Annotated in this window: 9 protein-coding genes; 8 read left to right on the top strand and 1 reads right to left on the bottom strand. The window is 66.7% G+C overall.

Features of this window, described 5'->3' with window-relative positions; translation table 11 throughout:
• Nucleotides 1-70 precede the first annotated feature (70 nt).
• Entirely contained in the window at nt 71-3,898 is a 3,828-nt protein-coding gene (locus tag ACIBK0_RS26690; protein ID WP_399084954.1) for a GH92 family glycosyl hydrolase, read from the bottom strand.
• A 486-nt stretch (nt 3,899-4,384) separates the two neighbouring features.
• Between ACIBK0_RS26690 and ngcE the strand changes: the two genes are divergently transcribed.
• From ngcE to dxs, 8 genes are all read left to right on the top strand, one after another.
• The gene (gene ngcE, locus ACIBK0_RS26685) at nt 4,385-5,833 is read left to right on the top strand and encodes an N-acetylglucosamine/diacetylchitobiose ABC transporter substrate-binding protein (RefSeq protein ID WP_399084951.1); all 1,449 of its coding nucleotides are present in this window, start codon (nt 4,385-4,387) and stop codon (nt 5,831-5,833) included.
• Nucleotides 5,834-5,890: 57 nt separating this feature from the next.
• Nucleotides 5,891-6,823, top strand: coding sequence for a carbohydrate ABC transporter permease (locus ACIBK0_RS26680; protein ID WP_399084948.1), 933 nt, complete (start codon nt 5,891-5,893; stop codon nt 6,821-6,823).
• A gap of 17 nt (nt 6,824-6,840) precedes the next feature.
• Complete coding sequence (locus tag ACIBK0_RS26675) at nt 6,841-7,779, top strand: carbohydrate ABC transporter permease (protein ID WP_399084944.1); 939 nt, start codon at nt 6,841-6,843, stop codon at nt 7,777-7,779.
• Between the two features lie 859 nt (nt 7,780-8,638).
• Nucleotides 8,639-9,838: an ROK family protein gene (locus tag ACIBK0_RS26670; RefSeq protein WP_399084941.1), complete on the top strand. Its 1,200-nt coding sequence runs from the start codon at nt 8,639-8,641 to the stop codon at nt 9,836-9,838.
• A gap of 133 nt (nt 9,839-9,971) precedes the next feature.
• Entirely contained in the window at nt 9,972-11,069 is a 1,098-nt protein-coding gene (locus ACIBK0_RS26665) for a substrate-binding domain-containing protein (protein WP_399085101.1), read from the top strand.
• A gap of 181 nt (nt 11,070-11,250) precedes the next feature.
• Nucleotides 11,251-12,042 carry an ATP-binding cassette domain-containing protein gene (locus tag ACIBK0_RS26660; protein WP_399084938.1) on the top strand — a complete coding sequence of 264 codons (792 nt, stop codon included), beginning with the start codon at nt 11,251-11,253 and terminating at the stop codon, nt 12,040-12,042.
• Nucleotides 12,039-13,331 (top strand): sugar ABC transporter permease, encoded by a 1,293-nt coding sequence (locus ACIBK0_RS26655; RefSeq protein ID WP_399084935.1) that lies wholly within the window; start codon nt 12,039-12,041, stop codon nt 13,329-13,331. Before ACIBK0_RS26660 ends, ACIBK0_RS26655 begins: the two co-directional genes overlap by 4 nt.
• Nucleotides 13,332-13,585: 254 nt before the next feature.
• On the top strand, nt 13,586-15,517 hold the full coding sequence (gene dxs / locus ACIBK0_RS26650) for a 1-deoxy-D-xylulose-5-phosphate synthase (RefSeq protein WP_399084932.1): 1,932 nt from the start codon (nt 13,586-13,588) through the stop codon (nt 15,515-15,517).
• Nucleotides 15,518-15,628: the final 111 nt, after the last annotated feature.

The raw sequence follows: 15,628 nt of genomic DNA, 5'->3' as shown, positions 1-15,628 counted from the left end.
GCACCACATGAACGCGGGGCGGGCGCGGAGTGATCTCCGCGCCCGCCCCTCTCCCGTGGGGGAATGTGCGTCAGCCGAGCAGCTCCACCTCCGCGAGCGTCGCCTCGCCGTCGAGGACCAGCCGGTAGTGCGCGTACGAGCCCGGGTCCGCGACCGTGAACGCCCGGGTCTGCCTGTCCCAGGTGAAGGACTCGCCCGAGCGCTTGTCGAGGTCGGTCCACTGGCTGCCGTCGGACGAACCCTGCAGAACCCAGCCGGTCGGAGCCGACGCGTGGTCCGACGAGCACGTCAGGGTGTACTGAACGCCCTTGGTGGCCGCGGAGACCGGCAGATCCACGGACGTGACGGTCGCGTCCGTCGCCGACGTGTTGTCGAAGAGCGCGCCGTCCCCCTTGAGCGTGTCCGTGCGGGGTGCGGGCACCTTGTCGTCCTGTGTGATCGACACGGGCGCCGCGTTCTTGCCGCTGCCCCAGGAGGACGGCTTGGCACCCATGTCGAACTCCAGCACTCCACCCCGCGAGATGAGCGAGTGCGGGAGCGAAGTCGACGTCCACTTCTTGCCGTTGACCTTCAGGTCCTGCACGTACACGTTCTTCGCGCTGTTCTTGGGCGCCTTGACGACCAGGTCCTTGCCGTTCTCCAGGTGAACCGTCGCCTTGGTGAACAGCGGGGAGCCGATGGCGTATTCGCCGCTGCCCATCACCAGCGGGTAGAAGCCGAGCGAGGAGAAGAGGTACCAGGCCGACTGCTCGCCGTTGTCCTCGTCGCCGTGGTAACCCTGCCCGATCTCGCTGCCGGTGTAGAGGCGGGAGAGGACCTCGCGGACGTTCTTCTGGGTCTTCCAGGGCTGGCCCGCCGCGTCGTACATGTAATTCACGTGGTGCGCCACCTGGTTGGAGTGCCCGTACATGCCCATCCGTACGTCACGGGCCTCGGTCATCTCATGGATGACCCCGCCGTACGAGCCCACGAAGTCGGGCGAGGCCGTCTCGGGCGTCGCGAAGTACGCGTCGAGCTTCTGTGCCAGCCCGCTCCGGCCGCCGTACAGGTTGGCGAGTCCCCGCGAGTCCTGCGGCGCCGTGAACGCGTAGCCCCAGCCGTTCGTCTCGGTGTAGTCGTAGCCCCACACGCGCGGGTCGTACTTCGACGACTCGACCCGCCAGTCGCCCTTGTCGTCGCGGCCCTGGAAGAAGCCGGCCTTGGAGTCGAAGAGGTTCACGTAGTCCTGGGCGCGGTTGAGGAAGTACTCCGACTCCTCCTTGTAGCGCTTCTTGCCCGTCTTCTTGTAGAGCGCCCGGCCCATCTCCGCGATGCCGTAGTCGTTGACGTATCCCTCCATGGCCCACGACAGGCCCTCACCCGTGTTCGTGCTGGTGTAGCCGAGGAAGGGGGAGGTCGACATGCCCTTGCGGCCCACGCCCGATGCGGGCGGGACGACGGTCGCGTTCTTCAGGGCCGCGGCGTACGCGGACTCCGCGTCGAAGTCGACCCCCTTCACATAGGCGTCCGCGAACGCCACGTCCGACGAGGTGCCGGTCATCAGGTCCGCGTAACCCGGCGAGGACCAGCGCGAGGTCCAGCCGCCGTCCTTGTACTGCTGCACGAATCCGTCGACCATCTCGCCCGCCTGACCAGGTGTCAGCAGGGAATAGGCCGGCCAGGTCGTCCGATAGGTGTCCCAGAAACCGTTGTTGACGTACACCTTGCCGTCGACGATCTTCGCGCCCGTATGGGTCGGGGTGTCCGGGCTCGGCATCGGTGAGAACGGCGACGCGTACTGGTACTTCGAATCGACTTTCTCGAAGCCGGAGTTGGGGTACAGGTACAGCCGGTACATGCTGGAGTAGAGCGTGGTCAGCTGGTCCGGAGTCGCCCCCTCGACCTCGACCTTGCCGAGCAGCCTGTCCCACTGCTTCTGCGCCCGGTCCTTGACCGTGCCGAAGGACGTGCCGTCGGGAATCTCCTGACGGAGGTTGTCCTTGGCCTGGTCGGTGCTGATGAGCGAGGTGGCGAGGCGCAGGGTGACGGTGTGGTCGGTGCCGGCCTTGAACTTCAGGTACCCCTTGACCCCCGACGAGCTCCCGTCCGTGACCGGCGCGTCGAACACCCCGTACACGAAGAGCCGTGTCGCCCCCGTCGACAGCCCGGACTTCACATCCGAGTATCCGGTGACGATCCCGTTCTCCTTGTCGAGCGTCAGCCCCGCCTGCTCGGTGACGTTGTCGAAGACCACGCTCGCGTCGTCACCGGGGTAGGTGAACCTCAACGAGGCCGCATGGTCCGTCGGCGCCATCTCCGCCTTGAGGCCGTTGTCGAACGTCACCCCGTAGTAGTACGGGCGCGCGGTCTCGTTCTCGTGCCGGAAGGCGAGCTCGCGGGCCTCCCGGCCGGTGTCCGGGGTGCCCGACGCGGCGGACGGCATCACCTGGAAGGTCTGCCGGTCCCCCATCCAGGGGCTGGGCTCATGGCTCGCGCTGAACGCCTGGATCGTGGGCAGATTGTCCGAGTTGTTTGCGCGTGCGTAGTCATAGAGCCAGCTCAGTGAGCCCGCGTTGGTGACCGGCGTCCAGAAATTGAAGCCGTGCGGGACGGCCGTTGCCGGGAAGTTGTTGCCGCGCGAGAAGCCGCCGCTGGAGTTGGTGCCGCGGATGGTCGACGCGTAGTCGGACAGATGGGCCTTCGGCTTCTCGGGCTGCTTCACGCGCAGCGAGACGTCGTCCAGCCAGCCGCGGAACTTCGCGGGACCCTTCGGCGAGTCGTACGCCAGCAGGATCCGGTCCACGGTTTTGCCGGAAGCGACCGAACCGATCCGCGAGGCCACGTTGTTCCACTGATTGACGTACAGCACCTTGGCCGCGCCCTGCCCCTGCGGCGTCAGCGCGAAGCCGTGCTGGTCCGTCGCGTGGAGGTCACTGAGGTAGCTGCCGTCGGTGAAGACCAGGTCCACCGCCACATTCGTGGCGTCGTAGTCCCGGTCGCCGTCCGCCATGGACGGGAAGATCCGGTACGACAGCTCGGTGTCCCGCTCGACGGCCACGTTCACGTCGAAGACCTTGTTGTACGAGTAGGCCCGGCCGTCCGGTTTGTGCGTACCGGCGTAGCGCAGCGCCCGCTTGCCGGTGAAGCCCGCGCCCGCCTTCGCGGTGGGCGAGCCGCTCGGGCCGCGGTCCACCAGCGAGAGCATGTCCTTGGGCGTCGGGTCGTCGCTCTGACCCGTCGAGAACTGCACGTCGGCCAGCTGGAGGATGTCGCCGCCGTTGTTCTTCGTGACATCGAGCCGGAAGTGCTGGTACTCGACGGGGCTCGCGATGTCGTACGACTTCGTCTGGAACCGCTCGCCGAAGGACTCGCCGGAGCGGGTGTCGAGGGTCTTCCAGTCCTTGCCGTCCGTGGAGCCCTGGAGGGTCCAGTCCTGCGGGTCGCGCTCGTCGTGATCGTTGGCCGAAGTAAGCGCGTACGTGACGACCTTGACCGGGGCGTCCAGGTCGAACTCCGCCCAGCCGGTGGGCTCGAAGGTCAGCCACTTGGTGCTCGACTCGCCGTCGACGAGGTTCTCCTTCACCTCGCCCGCGCCGGTGTTCTCACCGCTGGCGCGGACGTCGGTGACGTGGTCGGTGACATTGCCGGGGATGCCGGTGCTGTATCCGCCGTCGACACCGGACGATCGTTTGGTGCCGTCTGGCGCTGTATCGACCGTATTGAGCCAGTCCGGAGTGGGATCACCCGATTCGAAGGAGGAGGTGAACTCACGGTCCGTGGCCGTCGCTTGGGTGGGCAGGGCGACCGCCACGCCCTGCGAGGCGACAACCAGAGAAAGCGCTGCCACCCCCATGACCGTTGAGGAACCCCATCCGAACCGAGCGATAGAACTCTGTCTGTACCGAGCCCTGTGCTGCATGTGCGAGCACCCTCCCTGCGCTTGGACAACGTTGTCAACTTTGCTGCGCAAGGACCATTTGGGCGCCAAGTTGTCAGTGATGTCAAGGGTGTTGGGTGGGGCGTCCGGGGTGAATACCGCACGACGAGCTGCGCATTCCTCCCAATGTGGGAGGTTGGCACCCTGTCGATCTTCGCCGGAGCCGTGCACAGGCGTCCCATATTTCCGCGAGGTCTCAACTCGGAAAAGACCCACCGGCAAACCTGCATTCGATCTTGCTCCGTTGGCGGGAAGTGGACTATACCTGTCGGCGTCTGCCAAGCCGTTCGACGGCCGTGGACTGGCAGGACCCAGGGGGGAAAACGGGAGGCAGCGGACCGTGTCACATACACCTACCGTCGCGTCGCCCCACTGAATCCCCCACGCACGACCCCAGCTTGACCTAACCGCGGTGCCGGGGAGGATCCGGTTCACCGCCTGAGTCCTGGAGAAGGCGAGGACTTGAGCATGGGATCCACTTCCGCCGAGAACAGCAACCCCGAGGGTGTCGGCCGCCGTGATCTGATCAAGCGGTCGGCGGCACTCGGCCTGATCTCCGTACCGACGATGAGCTTCCTGTCCGCGTGTGCGAGCGGCGGAGGCGATGACAACAACTCCGGCGACAAGGGCACCGGCAAGACCAGCAAGGCCAACCCCTTCGGCCTGGAGAAGGGCGGCAAGCTCGAAGTCGTCGTCTTCAAGGGTGGTTACGGCGACGACTACGCCAAGGCCTGGGAAGCCGCCTTCGACAAGAAGTGGGGCACCACCACCGCCCACACCGGTACCCAGGAGATCACCGGCAAGCTCCAGCCCCGCTTCAACGGCGGCAACCCGCCGGACGTCGTCGACGACTCCGGCGCCCAGCAGATCAAGCTGGACGTGCTCTACAAGAACGGCAACCTGCTCGACCTGGCTCCGGTGCTCGACGCGCCGTCCATCGACGACCCGAGCAAGAAGGTCCGCGACACCCTGATCCCCGGCACGCTCGACCCGGGCCTGCAGGGCGGCAAGGTCGTGGCCCTCAACTACATCTACACGGTGTGGGGTCTGTGGTACTCCGGCAAGCTCTTCAAGGAGAAGGGCTGGGAGGTTCCGAAGACCTGGGACGACTTCCTCGCGATCTGCAAGGACGCCAAGTCGCAGGGCATCGGCGGGCTTGCCCACCAGGGCAAGTACCCGTACTACATCAACGTCGCCATCATGGACCTGATCGCCAAGAAGGGCGGTCTGGACGCCATGAAGGCGATCGACAACCTCGACCCCAAGGCGTTCGTCGGCAGCGACGCCGCCCAGGCGGCCATCGACGCGATCTACGAGGTCGTCGAGAAGGGCTACCTGATGGCCGGCACCAACGGCCTGACCCACACCGAGTCGCAGACCCGCTGGAACCAGTACAAGGCCGCGTTCATCACCTGTGGTTCCTGGCTGGAGAACGAGCAGCTCAAGCAGACCCCTTCCGACTTCGACATGAAGTTCATGCCGATGCCCAGCCTGCCGGACAGCAAGCTGCCGTTCGAGGCGATCCGGGCCGGCTCCGGCGAGCCCTTCATCATCCCCGCGAAGGCCGCCAACCTGCCCCAGGCCAAGGAGTTCATGCGCTCCATGCTCTCCAAGGAGTGGTCGACGCTCTTCGCGCAGAAGGCCAACTCGCTCACCATCCTCAAGGACGGCGTGAGTGACGGCGTCACGCTGCGCCCCGGTACGCAGTCGACGGTTGAGGCCTCCAAGGCGGCGGGCGACAATACCTTCAACTACCTGTACCCCAACTGGTACAGCGAGATGGACGTCTCCATTCAGAACGCGTCCAACGAGCTGATGTCCAAGCGAATTCAGCCGAAGGAATGGCTGAAGCGGGCCCAGGCGGCCGTCGACAAGGCGGCCAAGGACCCGGCGTCCAAGAAGAACCACCGCGACTGATCACGCACACCCGGAACATCAGGGTTCGCACACCCGGAACACCAGGGGCAGGATGCCATGCGAAAAGGGCAGTACCGGTTCGTCGCGGGGTTTCTCCTCGCACCTTTGGCGCTGTATCTGATCTTCGTGATCTGGCCGTACATACAGACCATCGGCTACTCGTTCACCGACTGGCAGGGCCAGTCGCAGACGTTCAGTTTCGTCGGCCTGGACAATTACAAGGCGCTGTTCCAGGACGATGTATTCCTGAAGGCGATCTGGCACAACATCCTGTTCCTGGTGTTCATCCCGGTGATCACCATCCTGCTCGCCCTCTTCTTCGCCTTCATGGTGAATGCGGGCGGGCGGGGCGGCGCCGGCGGTGTGTCGGGCGTCGCGGGATCCCGCTTCTACAAGATCGTCTACTTCTTCCCGCAGGTCCTGTCGCTCGCGATCGTCGCGGTGCTCTTCGGAGCGCTCTACCGCAGTGACAGCGGCGGTCTGCTCAACGGCCTGCTGATCAAGCTGGGCCTGGTCGACGCGAACAATCCCATCGAGTGGATGAACGAGCCCAATCTGGTGCTCTGGTGCCTGATGGCGGTGGTCGTCTGGCACGGCGTCGGCTTCTATCTGGTGCTGTTCTCCGCCGCCATGCAGTCCATCCCGAGGGACATCTACGAGGCCGCCCTGCTCGACGGCGCGAGCCGCACCCACACGTTCTTCCGCGTCACGCTGCCGCTGCTGTGGGACACCGTGCAGACCGCCTGGGTCTATCTCGGCATCATCGCGATGGACATGTTCGTGCTCGTCTCGACCATGACCCAGGGAACCGGGTACGGAGGCGGACCCGACCACCACAGCGAGGTCATGGCGAACGTCATGATGCGCAACTTCCTCTACTACGGAAAGAGCGGCTACGCCTGCGCCATGGGCGTCATCATGCTCCTCCTCACCCTCATCCTGTCCGTCGTCACGCTGCGCGCCACCCGCCGCGAGCGCATCGAGTTCTGAGCGGGAGACAGACGACCATGAGCGCACCCATCACCGAGCCGACGAAGGTCGCCGGCGACGGCGTACCCCCGCAACGAGCGGTCAAGAAGGCACCGCCGCGCCCCGGCGACCGGCGCAGCGAGGGACTCACCCTCAACGTTTTCTCGCACGGATTCCTCATCCTGTGGGCCGTGCTGATCATCCTGCCGCTGCTGTGGCTGATCCTGAGCTCCTTCAAGACCGATGCGCAGATCGGCGGCTCGGCCCTGGGCTGGCCCTCGAACTGGCAGCTGGACGTCTTCAGCAGGGCCTGGAACAAGGGCATCGGCGACTACTTCGCGAACACCCTCATCGTGCTGGTGTTCTCGGTCCCGCTGACCATGCTCTTCGGCTCGATGGCGGCGTACGTGCTGGCCCGCTACGAGTTTCCGGGCAACCGGCTCATCTACTACTTCTTCGTCGGCGGGGCGATGTTCCCGGTCTTCCTCGCCCTCGTCCCGCTGTTCTTCATGGTCAAACGCCTCGACATGTTGAACACGTACCAGGGTCTGATCCTGGTGTACGTCGCCTACTCGATGCCGTTCACCGTGTTCTTCATGCACGCGTTCTTCCGCACGCTGCCCACCGCGGTCTTCGAGGCGGCCGTGCTCGACGGCGCGTCGCACACCCGGGCGTTCTTCCAGGTCATGCTCCCGATGGCCAAGCCCGGCCTGCTGAGCGTCGGCATCTTCAATGTGCTGGGCCAGTGGAATCAGTACATCCTGCCGTCCGTTCTGATGCAGCCACAGAACAGTTCGGATCCGGAACGCTACGTTCTCACCCAGGGCCTCATCCAGCTCCAGCAACAGCAGGGGTACGCCACCGACCTCCCCGTCCTCTTCGCGGGCGTGACGATCGCGATGATCCCCATGCTCGTCGTGTACCTCTCCTTCCAGCGCCAGGTCCAGGCGGGGCTCACCTCGGCGACGCTCAAGTAGGGCCCCGACCCGCCCTTCCGGGCCGGGTACCGCTCGGCCGCCGCTGTGCACAACGGCGGCCGGGCGGACAGCGGTACGACCCGGGGACGCGGTATCCGGATCACGCTCCCGCTCTCCGGGGCAGCCGCCTGTCCACCCTTTTGGCGCCTCAGTGGACGCGGTATTCACCGCGCGGCAGCACCGGCCCTCGCACGCCGCGTCCTCGACTCGCGGGGTGGCCACAGGTCCCGGTACGAACGGGGCCAGGCCCGCCCACCCGCCATCGCGCACCCCTCAGCGGTTCTCCGCATCGCCCGTCGGTCTGGGCCCGGTGCGGCGGTGTGGCACTCGGGATTGCTTCCTCTGTCGTCGGTGCGGCCTCGCCGGGCCTGCCGATGTCGTCGCCGGGGTCGACGTGCGTGATCGCGCACGCTCGGCGTGGGTGTCCGTCGCCGCACCCGCATCCGCACCTCCTCCCGCGTGACGCGAGGGCGCGTGGCCGCGACCTGTGACCGTCATGTCGTAGGGGGCGGTCGGGAGCGCGACGAGGGGTGAACGGTCGAGACGGCGGCCTTGATCATTCACGGGCCGAGAAGTCGACGACTTGTAACTGATCCATGTATGACCAAGGTCACAGGTGGCGAGGTGGCCCTCTGCCGGTAGGGACGCGCGGTCCGGGGCTGGGCTGTGGCGGACCCGCGGGCTCCGGCAACGGAGCGTGCCGGTCCACGCCCGGGATTCGATCCGTACGTGTGTGCTCATCCGCGCTCGATCCAGCTCAACCTCTTGACGGGAGCTAACCCAAACAGCTCAGCTTAGAGTTCACTAGTTGGACATAGGCGGGGCCTCATCGTGGCGGCCTCGTACGCGGGAGGTCGTCGTGGAGACTCCGGGGTCGCAGTCGTCGCTGCACCGAGCCAATCTGGAGCGCGTCGTACGTGCGGTGCGCCTTGCCGGTTCGCTCACGCAGGCGGAGATCGCGAGGACGACGGGCCTGTCCGCCGCGACCGTTTCCAATATCGTCCGAGAGCTCAAGGACGGCGGAACGGTCGAGGTCACACCCACTTCGGCGGGCGGCCGCAGGGCCCGTAGCGTCAGTCTGAGCGGCGACGCCGGCATCGTCATCGGTGTCGACTTCGGGCACACGCATTTGCGCGTCGCGGTCGGGAACCTCGCCCACCAGGTGCTGGCCGAGGAGTCCGAGCCGCTGGATGTGGACGCCTCCGCCGCGCAGGGCTTCGACCGGGCTGAAGAGCTGGTCAGCCGCCTGATCGCGGCGACCGGGGTCGACCGGTCCAAGATCGCGGGTGTGGGGCTCGGCGTGCCCGGCCCGATCGACGTGGAGTCGGGGACCCTCGGGTCCACCGCCATCCTGCCGGGCTGGACCGGCGCGAAGCCCGCCGAGGAGCTGCGGGGGCGGCTCGGCGTGCCCGTGCACGTGGACAACGACGCCAACCTGGGCGCGCTCGGCGAGATGGTCTGGGGGAGTGGGCGCGGGGTCAAGGACCTGGCGTACATCAAGGTCGCCAGCGGTGTCGGCGCGGGTCTGGTGATCGACGGCAAGATCTACCGCGGGCCCGGCGGCACCGCGGGAGAAATCGGCCATATCACCCTTGATGAATCCGGCCCCGTCTGCCGCTGTGGCAACCGGGGTTGTCTGGAGACCTTTGCCGCGGCGCGCTATGTGCTGCCGCTCCTTCAATCCAGCCACGGCACCGATCTGACCATGGACGGCGTGGTCAGGCTGGCGCGGGACGGGGATCCGGGCTGTCGTCGGGTGATCGCCGACGTCGGTCGTCATATCGGCAGCGGAGTCGCGAATCTCTGCAATTTGCTGAACCCGAGCCGGGTGGTCCTCGGCGGCGATCTCGCCGAGGCCGGGGAACTGGTTCTCGGGCCCATCAGGGAGTCGGTCGGCCGCTACGCGATCCCCAGTGCCGCACGTCAACTCTCGGTGTTGCCAGGGGCACTTGGGGGCCGCGCGGAGGTTCTAGGCGCGCTCGCCCTCGCGCTCAGCGAGATGGGCGATTCGACCCTTTTGGACGGATCGCTGTCTGCTGCCGCCCCTGCCTTCACTTAGAGAACGCATGGCACCGTTGCCATCTCGTTAAGTATTTACTTCTTGACGTCGCACGTGTGGCCGAGTTGACTTCCAGCCACCTCGGCCGCAACGACGCGGCCTCGTCAGGGAGGTTTCTGAAGTGAACACGCGTATGCGTCGTGCCGCCGTTGCCGTTGCCGCTGGTGCGATGGCCGTCTCGCTGGCCGCCTGTGGCAGTGCCAAGGAGTCCGGTGACAAGAGCGACAGCTCCAGCTCTGCCAAGAAGGGCGACGCGATCAAGGTCGGTCTGCTCCTTCCCGAGAACCAGACCGCGCGTTACGAGAAGTTCGACAAGGTCCTGATCGAGAAGAAGATCAAGGAGCTGACGAACAACAAGGGCGAGGTCGTCTACGCCAACGCCAAGCAGGACGCCAGCACGCAGAACCAGCAGGTCGACACGATGATCACCAACAAGGTGGACGTGCTGATCGTGGACGCTGTGGACGCTGCCGCCATCAAGAACTCGGTCCAGAAGGCCAAGGACGCGGGCATCCCTGTCGTGGCCTACGACCGTCTCGCGCAGGGCCCGATCGACGCCTACACCTCGTTCGACAACAAGACCGTCGGCAAGACGCAGGGCGAGGCCCTCCTCAAGGCTCTTGGCTCCAAGGCCAAGGACGGCAAGATCGTCATGATGAACGGGTCGGTCACCGACCCGAACGCCGCTCAGTTCAAGGCCGGCGCCCACGAGGTGCTCGACGGCAAGGTGAACGTCGGCAAGGAGTACGACACCAAGGAGTGGAAGCCGGAGAACGCCAACTCCAACATGGAGGGCGCCATCTCGGCTATCGGCAAGAAGAACATCGTTGGCGTCTACTCCGCCAACGACGGCATGGCCGGCGGTATCATCACCGCCCTGAAGGCCGCGGGCATCTCCGTCCCGGTCACCGGCCAGGACGCCGAACTCGCGGGTGTGCAGCGCATCGTCGCCGGTACCCAGTACATGAGCGTCTACAAGCCGTACGCCCCGGAGGCCGACGCCGCCGCCGAGATGGCCGTCGCGCTCGCCCAGGGCAAGTCGCTCGACTCGATCGCCAAGGACAAGGTCGACAGCCCGACCACCAAGGCCGTCCCGTCGGTGCTCGTCGCGGTCACCTCGCTGACCAAGGACAACATCAAGGACACCGTCATCAAGGACGGCGTCTACACGGTCAGCGACATCTGCACCGCCGCGTACAAGGCCGACTGCGACAAGATCGGTCTGAAGTAAGCCACCGCAAGTCTCTATCCACGTACGGGAATTCGTTCTTGAATTCCCGTACGGGACTTGCGTACTGAGCCCCTCCGGCGCCCCGCATCAACAGCCCCGCAAGCTAGGCGGGGCGCCGGACGGAACAACCCCCCTCCACAAACTTCTGCACAACCTCCCGCCGGGTCAGGCGGCGAAGGAGATGGTTCACGTGTCCGCTACGCCTGTCCTGGCGTTGCGCGGGGTCTCCAAGCGATTCGGTGCCGTCCAGGCGCTCACCGACGTAGAGCTTGAGGTCCACGCCGGTGAAGTGGTCGCCCTGGTGGGCGACAACGGCGCCGGAAAGTCCACGCTGGTCAAGACGATCGCCGGCGTGCACCCCATCGATGAAGGCGCCATCGAGTGGGACGGCAAGTCCGTCCAGATCAACAAGCCGCACGACGCGCAGGCGCTGGGCATCGCGACCGTCTACCAGGACCTCGCGCTGTGCGACAACATCGACGTCGTCGGCAACCTCTACCTGGGCCGCGAGCTGAAGAAGCGCGGTGTCCTGGACGAGGTCGAGATGGAGCGCCGCTCCCGCGAGCTGCTGGACACGCTGTCCATCCGCATCCCCAGCGTCCGTATCCCGATCGCCTCGCTCTCCGGCGGTCAGCGCCAGACGGTGGCGATCGCCCGTTCGATGCTCGGCGAGCCCAAGCTCGTCATCCTCGACGAGCCGACCGCGGCCCTCGGTGTCGAGCAGACCGCCCAGGTCCTGGACCTGGTCGAGCGGCTGCGCGAGCGCGGTCACGCGGTCATCCTCATCAGCCACAACATGGCCGATGTGAAGGCAGTGGCCGACAAGGTCGCCGTCCTGCGCCTCGGGCGCAACAACGGCGTCTTCGAGGTCAAGTCGACCTCCCAGGAAGAGATCATCTCCGCCATCACGGGCGCCACGGAGAACGCCGTGACCCGTCGTGCGGCGCGCAGCAATGGGGAGGCTCAGAAGTGAGCATCGACAAGACCTCCGCCACCCCCGACGAGCACGTCGTGGAGAACCCCGAGGCGGCGCACGACGCGGTCACCGCGGTCGACCCCCGGCTGCTGGTCCGCGAAGAGGGCCTCAAGGGCTATGTCACCGAGTTCAAGCGGAAGATGAAGTCCGGCGACCTGGGCTCCATTCCCGTCGTCATCGGCCTGATCATCATCTGGGCGATCTTCGCCAGCCTGAACTCGAACTTCCTCACCGCGGGCAACCTGTCCGACATCTCCGTCGCCATGGTCGGCACGGGCATGATCGCCGTCGGCATCGTCTTCGTGCTGCTGCTCGGCGAGATCGACCTGTCGGTCGGTTCGGTCTCCGGTGTCGCGGGCGCCGCCTTCGCGGTGCTGAATGTCACGCACGGCATGAACGAGTGGCTGGCCTTCGTGCTGGCCATCCTCACCGGCACGGCCGCCGGCGCGATCCACGGCTTTGTGTTCGCGCGCATCGGTGTGCCGGCCTTCGCCGTCACGCTGGCGGGTCTGCTGTTCTGGAACGGCTTCATGCTCCAGATCCTCGGCAGCAACGGCACCATCAACCTGGACAGCGAAGGCGTCGTCGCCAAGCTGACCAGCTACTACTTCACCGATGTGGCCGCCGCCTACGCGCTCGCGATCGTCGTGACCGCGGTGTACTTCCTCACCTCGTACTTCGGCAACCGCCGCCGCGAGGCCGCCGGTGTGCCGTCGGCGCCGCTGGGCGAGACCATCGCGCGAACTGTGCTCCTGGCGATCCTCGCCTTCGCCGTGGCGATCGTCTACAACCAGTACAAGGGTCTGCCGCTGGCCGTGGTGATCTTCATCGCGGTGCTGCTGCTCACGGACTTCCTGCTGCGCCGTACCTCGTACGGGCGCAAGATCTTCGCGCTCGGCGGCAGCGTCGAGGCCTCCCGGCGTGCGGGCATAAACGTGGAGATGGTCCGGATCTCGGTCTTCGCGATCTCCGGTACCTTCGCCGCGATCGGTGGTCTGTTCATCGCCTCGAAGATCGCCTCCGCCAACCAGGGTGCGGGCGCCGGTGACCTCCTGATGAACGCCATCGCGGCGGCCGTCATCGGCGGCACCAGCCTCTTCGGTGGCCGTGGCCGCACCTGGAACGCGCTGCTCGGTGTCCTCGTGATCGTCTCGATCCAGTACGGCCTCGCCCTGGAGGGCATCGCCTCTCCGGTCCAGTACATGATCACCGGTGGTGTGCTTCTCGCCACGGTCGTCATCGACGCCGTCACCCGTAAGACCCAGAAGACGGCAGGCCGCGCCTAGCGGTCCGGCCCCTTCCGGCCCTGGACGAAGTGCCCGGTACCAATGGCGGTACCGGGCACTTCCATGTCCGCACCCGGGGCCTTCCCCGTCCGTGAACGGGGGGTGGGTACGGCCGTGGAGGGAACGTGCGTATGGATGATTTACGGTCGAACGCGCGACGTACAAGGCGGAGCCCGGACGTCGCCGTGAAAGGCGGAACATTAGACTCGGCAGACCCGGCAAAGCTCGAACAGCTCTATTGCAAGGAGGCACGGGTGCCGCTGCTGACCCGCATCAGGGGACCGCGCGATCTGGACCGGCTCAGCCTGGAGCAGCTGGACCAGCTGGCCGGCGAGATCAGGACCTTCCTCGTCGAAGCGGTCTCCAAGACAGGCGGCCACCTCGGCCCCAACCTCGGTGTCGTGGAGCTCACCATCGCCCTGCACCGCGTCTTCGAGTCACCCAAGGACAAGGTGCTGTGGGACACGGGCCACCAGTCCTACGTCCACAAGCTGCTCACAGGCCGTCAGGACTTCTCGAAGCTGAAGATGAAGGGCGGCCTGTCCGGCTACCCGTCGCAGGCCGAGTCCGAGCACGACGTCATCGAGAACTCGCACGCCTCCACGGTCCTCGGCTGGGCCGACGGCCTCGCGAAGGCCAACCAGGTGCGCGGCCGGAGCGACCACGTCGTCGCCGTCATCGGTGACGGCGCCCTCACCGGCGGCATGGCCTGGGAGGCGCTCAACAACATCGCCGACGCCAAGGACCGCCCCCTGGTCATCGTCGTCAACGACAACGAGCGTTCGTACGCCCCCACCATCGGCGGCCTCGCCAACCACCTGGCGACCCTGCGCACCACGGACGGCTACGAGCGCTTCCTGGCCCGCGGCAAGGACCTCCTGGAGCGCACCCCGGTCGTCGGCAGGCCCCTCTACGAGACCCTGCACGGCGCCAAGAAGGGCCTGAAGGACTTCATCGCCCCGCAGGGCATGTTCGAGGACCTGGGCCTGAAGTACGTCGGCCCGATCGACGGCCACGACATCGAGGCCCTGGAGTCGGCGCTCGCCCGCGCCAAACGCTTCGGCGGCCCGGTGATCGTGCACTGCCTCACCGAGAAGGGCCGTGGCTACCAGCCCGCCCTGCAGGACGAGGCGGACCGCTTCCACGGCATCGGCCCCATTCACCCCGACACGGGCCTGCCCATCAAGGCCTCGGGCGCCGACTGGACCTCCGTCTTCGGCGACGAGATGGTCGAGCTCGGCAAGGAGCGCAAGGACATCGTCGCGATCACGGCGGCGATGCTGCAGCCGGTCGGCCTGAAGAAGTTCGCGGACGCCTTCCCGAACCGCATCTACGACGTCGGTATCGCCGAGCAGCACGGCGCCGTCTCCGCGGCGGGCCTCGCCACCGGCGGACTGCACCCCGTCTTCGCCGTCTACGCGACCTTCCTCAACCGCGCCTTCGACCAGGTGCTGATGGACGTGGCCCTGCACAAGTGCGGTGTCACCTTCGTGCTGGACCGGGCGGGCGTCACCGGCACCGACGGCGCTTCGCACAACGGCATGTGGGACATGTCGATCCTTCAGGTCGTGCCGGGCCTCAGGCTTGCCGCGCCGCGCGACGCTGACCAGGTCCGCGCCCAGCTGCGCGAGGCCGTCGAGGTGAAGGACGCGCCGACCGTGGTCCGCTTCTCCAAGGGCGCGGTCGGCCCGGCCGTGCCCGCCGTGGGCCGGATCGGCGGCATGGACGTGCTGCGCGCCCCGGGCTCCAACGTGCCCGACGTGCTGCTCGTCTCCGTCGGCGCGCTCGCCCCGATGTGCCTGGAGATCGCCGACCTCCTGGACAAGCAGGGCATCTCCACGACCGTCGTCGACCCGCGCTGGGTCAAGCCGGTGGACGAGGCGATGGCCCCGCTCGCCGAGCAGCACCGGGTGGTCGTCACCGTCGAGGACAACTCCCGTGTCGGCGGCGTCGGTTCGACGATCGCGCAGGCCCTGCGCGACGCGGGCGTCGACATCCCGCTGCGCGACTTCGGCATCCCGCCGCGCTTCCTCGACCACGCCTCCCGCAAGGAGGTCATGGCGGAGATCGGTCTGACCGCGCCGGACATCGCCCGCCAGGTCACCGGCCTCGTCGCCAAGCTCGACGGGCGCTTCGACCGCACGACGGCGCAGGCCGTGGACTCGGTGGAACCCGCGCGCGACTGACGTACTCCTCGGGTCCGATGGGCCGGTTTCCGCACCCTGTACGGGTGGTGAAACCGGCCCTTTCGCGTGAATCAACTCATCTCGGGGCATACGCAGCACGAGCCCCCTCGA

The organism is Streptomyces sp. NPDC050564, from assembly GCF_044457265.1.
Taxonomy (GTDB): Bacteria; Actinomycetota; Actinomycetes; order Streptomycetales; family Streptomycetaceae; genus Streptomyces.
The sequence above is the reverse complement of the archived record's forward strand: the minus strand, read 5'-3'. Positions and strand labels throughout refer to the sequence as shown.